The organism is Gilliamella sp. B2717 (genome assembly GCF_026536675.1).
GTDB lineage: Bacteria > Pseudomonadota > Gammaproteobacteria > Enterobacterales > Orbaceae > Gilliamella > Gilliamella apicola_I.
In genome coordinates this window covers 1-4932 of the sequence record NZ_JAFNNQ010000017.1, presented here as the reverse complement: position 1 = coordinate 4932, position 4932 = coordinate 1, and the positions used below count along the sequence as shown (strand labels likewise).

Genomic DNA, 4932 nt, shown 5'->3' with positions numbered 1-4932 from the left:
AATCCGCATCAATCGCTGAGTGGGTTCGGCTGTTGTCTATATCAATGCTGACATGACCTTTAATCATGGCAATATATTTATACGCTGAATTTTTGTCTAACTCATTTTGTGTTAACGGGTTAAACACAAAGTTATCGNNNNTTCCGGCTATGACACTGTCCGCAATTAATTCCGTTCCTTCCGGTGTGCTAACCTTAATTTGGTAGTTACCGCCTTTCGGTAATTTTTCAAACTGATAGTAACCTTGTTTGCCATTCACCGTTTTGGTGTCAACTTTTTTAAGTTCAACATAATCCGTTGCACCCGGTGCCTGATAATTAAGGGTCACATTGATGCCATTACGCCCTTCGTTATCCTGTCTGTCTTTGCTGTCATTTTCATCAATCCAGACGACACCATCGATTTTTTGTTTTCCTACCAACAGATAATTATTATCCAGTGAGCCTTGTTTTGGTAAACTCGCAACCGGAATAACAATATGTTTCGGATCTTTACCGGCTGAGCTTTGTTTAAACTCATGGTCGGCATTAGCGCCTAATTTCAGCACCACAGAATAGTTAGCACTATTACCAAACATCAAATTAGGGAATTGATACTCACCATCCACGGTTTGTTGGGTCATTAATAACTTACCAGTACCATCTAAACCGTCATGCAATTCAACGGTATACGAGATCGCACTATCAAGTAAATAGGTAAACGCCTTTGTAGGATCTAAATCGTTATTATTATCGGCATAATCGACGAAGATTTTCCCTTGAATACCGTTAGCACTTGCTTCTTTATAATAGAAACTATTACCAAAGACACCAGTATTGGTTATTTGAATATTGGATAAAGTACTGATTGGTTGAGTTGAACCTTCACTATTTTTAACTAATGAATAACCATCCGGCGAGGTTACAACATTAATACTGTACTTACCGGAAGGTAAGTTATAGAAATGATATTCACCTTTATCATTGGTATATTGACGAGCGATCTCTGTTCCGTTTGAATCAACTAGGCCAATCAATACATGATCAATTGGTAATTCAGGTGATGTGCCGTCAATAATAGTTTTACCCGCAATACCACTATTGATTGCTTGATTACTGCTTATACCTGCCGCCGGTGAACTGTTTGAACTACCAGCTAATAGGAAGGATTGGTTTTGTACAGTTCGTCCAATATCTTTAAAGGTTATTGTGTCTAAAGTTGCACTAGCTTTTTGATTAGCATTTGAAATAACGCCATAATTGCTTGTAGGAACAACTTGAACTACGTAGTCCGTATTAAGATCAATTCCAGTGAAACTATAATAGCCTTTCTCATTAGTAGTACTTTCAAGATAGTTAATAAGAGAATTATTTAATTTTTTAAATAATTTAACCTTAACATTCGATACAGGAAGATCACCTGTTTTATCAAAACTAATATCCGTTCTACCATTGTTGTTAATATCAACCATTACATAACCTGCAATAGCTGCATCACCATTTTTCTTATAGATGAAATCTAAATTACCACCTGATACTTTTGGTGTTTGTGATGTAATTTTAATATTTGGTACAGTATCAAACTCTGATTTTAGTTCATAAACGCTTACATCCAAGCCTTCTTCTGTAACTTTAATGGTATAAGTATCATTAAATAAATTTTGGAAAGTGTATATACCAGATTTATCGGTTTTAGTTTTAACATAGAATTTTCCATCACGATATAATTCAACCGTTACTCCGGCAAGTGGCACATCACTTTTACTAGCATTGAAGTTACCATCCTCATCATAGTCAAAATAAAGTCGACCACTGATTTCGGTAGGTTGTTTCAGTTTTACTATCCAATACTGATCAGTTGCACCAGCAGATGGAATAGGGGCAACTTGTAAAAACTCTGGTTTTTTCAGCTCACTAGGAATAAGACTGCCTTGAGGTTCATTACCACTAGCAACTAATTCAAATTGTTGTGAATCTAGTCCACGTAATCTAAGAATTATATTAGTTAAATACAAATTACCACGAGGTGAATTAGTGTCATTATAAACAAATTCACCCGTATATTTTACATTGTTATCGACAAAGTCAGATTGATTTAAAATAGCGCTAATATTTCCATTATTGTATCCTTTATAGAAACGAGGCGTAAAAAAGCCTTCTACTCTAAGCGCATCTTTATTATATCTCATTAACTCTTGACTTGTTAATAAAACCGCATCTTCTATTTTTTTGGAACCTGTAATATCTAGGTAAAGATTTCCTGATATTCCTTTAGATGCTTTTGATGCTTGCATAATATATTGACTAGATTCAACATTATTAGCTAAAGTACCATCGGCCAAGACTTCTATGTCAAAAATACCTACAGCTGTGGCAGGATCTTTGTCGGCAATATCAATATAACTATAATTAGTATTATCTGGATCATGTATAATGCGATATTTACCTTTTGGTAAACGGTAAAGAATTAAATTCTGATAAAAATCTCCGCCCGTCATCCATTCTTGGTAAGTACTTCCATCCCAATAAAGAACTTTAAATTTACCATAACCTTGTTCTTTGGAACCATTACCTTCATACTTACCATTCCCATCTAAATCATTGATAGGAATAAAGGTAATTGCATCACTTTTACCTTGCATTAAAAAGTTATGGATAATAGGTAAATCTATTTTATCAAAACGAATCGTTTGCAACTGAGCAAGACCTTGTTTTGGATCTGTTACTGCCTCAGTATCTGAGCGAACAACTTTTACGATAAAATCTTTCCCACTCGTCAGTCCATCATTTCCAGTAAACTCATAACGTCCTGTTTTATCGGTTTTTTGTGAAGCTAATACACTTTTACCTGAGCGTGAAGTACAATCATTATTATCTTTACATAATAAAACTGTCGCATCAAACAATGGTTTATCAAAGGCATCAGCCGTCCCACCTACAGTAAGTATACCCTCTCCTCTGTAAGTATCCAAATAAACTGTACCTTTAGCAACATAATCTCGTTGTTTTAATTTAAACCAGAAATTAGTATCTTTAGTATAGTTTTGACCGCCTTTTACTTTTACAATAATGCTAGAAGTTTCATTAACAATAGTATCGTTTTGATCATTACGTTCTAATTCAATAGCATTTTTATCTGCATTACTGCCAGCGCCGAAAGTTGATTGAACAACCACTCGATATTCACCATCAGGTAACTTGGTAAAGTTATACCAACCATCATTGTTTGTTCCCATAATAGCAATATCATCACGTTCCCAATTGCCAGTAGATACTTGTTTATGTTGTAAAACGACACGAGTGTATCTAATAGGCGTATCTAACTTAGGATCATAACTACCGGTGGTACCAACATGGCTATTATTTAAGTAAACATAGCCCGAAATACTGTTAGGCGTTTTACCTCTAAAATATACAATAGAAAAACCACCCAATCTTTCGGTAGCACTTGCATTATTTGCAACTGATCTTACTCGATATTCTTGTGTAACAGCTTGGATATCTAAATAATTAGAATCATATCCAATAATTTTGTAAGTATAAATTCCACCATGATCAGAATTAACCCTAGCTCGTTGAGCACGCGAATAATCATCTGGACCTTTTAGATATTTAGCATATAAACGTGTCCCATCTAATTTGGTCGCAGGCGTGACACCATCTTCTTCAAAAAAAGCAACCTCTAGATAAGGTGCGGTACTTAATTCACTAATACCATTTTGTATACCACCCCAGTTTCCGTGGTTATTTGTAGACTGTAAGCTACTTTCTACAGCTAATAGACTTGGTGCAATGATTGAATACCAAAAGTTTTGGTTTGACTTAGTACCGCCATTTAAATTGGGAATAATAATCTCTTTCGGAGCAATTTTGTCTTGCTTACCATTGCTGAGTTTTACTTTACCTTTATGAGTACTTTTTGATTCAGATGAGGTACTGGTTGATTTACCATCTGTATCGCCAATAAAGAAATATTTGGTCGTATCAATACCAGATTCATCTAAAACGACTTTATAATCTTTATTCGCTCTTAGTCCTCCAAATTTATAAGCCCCCGCTTTATTAGTGGTCTGTTTAGCAATTAATATCCAACTATTACCATCATGTTGATAAAGATTGACTGGCGTGTTAAGAAAGGTACTACCATCCTTAGGTAAAGTATTTCCTGTTTTACCCCCATCTGGGCCGTCTTCAGGGAATTGTTCTGAACCTAATGCAAATACCGAACCTGATATACCTGCTAAAGTTGTATCGTTCGGATCAATATTTAACAAAAATGTCGGGCCACTTGTTTGACCGATTGCATCAGTTATTTTAACAGTTTGTTCGGTTTTATTCTGTGGAATATAAGGTGCTTTTACATTGGTTACTTTTATGTCATAACTTGCAACAGCTAGATCTCTAAAACGATAACGGCCATTATCAGTTGTAGTTATTGTTCCTGTACCTAGTACTTTGGTTGTCGTGCCGGGATAGTAAAGCTCGACATTCATATCAATCGCACCGGTATCAGAGCCTACTGTATAGATCCCATCACCATTTTGATCAATAGCGACAACTCCGTCAATACCCCATTCATTACGTGGTTTAACATTAAATTGACCTTTTTGATTTTTACCCGCCATATTAAAGCTAATTTTATTAACGTAGGCGTTTTTACTGTCTGGTAATGTTGCATCCCATAAAGCATATTTGATTTTATTACTTGAGTCAGCAACAAAATCTGCTGTATCAACCGTCATGTCATACAGATGCCCTTTTAAGGTATTTTTAAGTTCAACTACACCATCATTATTGGTTGCAAAAACAATTTGCCTTGAAGAAGAGGTATGAATCAACCTAACAGGAATATTCTTTGCACCATTTCCTTTGTCGTCTTTTATCGCTAAGTTGATATCACCGCCTTGCCCTTTGATAAATAAGTTCTGAGCAGACGCACCGGTATCAACGATAA

The 4932-nt window shown here is 35.5% G+C and carries 1 protein-coding gene; it reads right to left on the bottom strand.

The genetic code is table 11. The features are described from left to right. On the bottom strand, nucleotides 1-4932 hold a 4932-nt coding region (locus J3U35_RS03745; protein WP_267359660.1), incomplete at both ends, for an SdrD B-like domain-containing protein.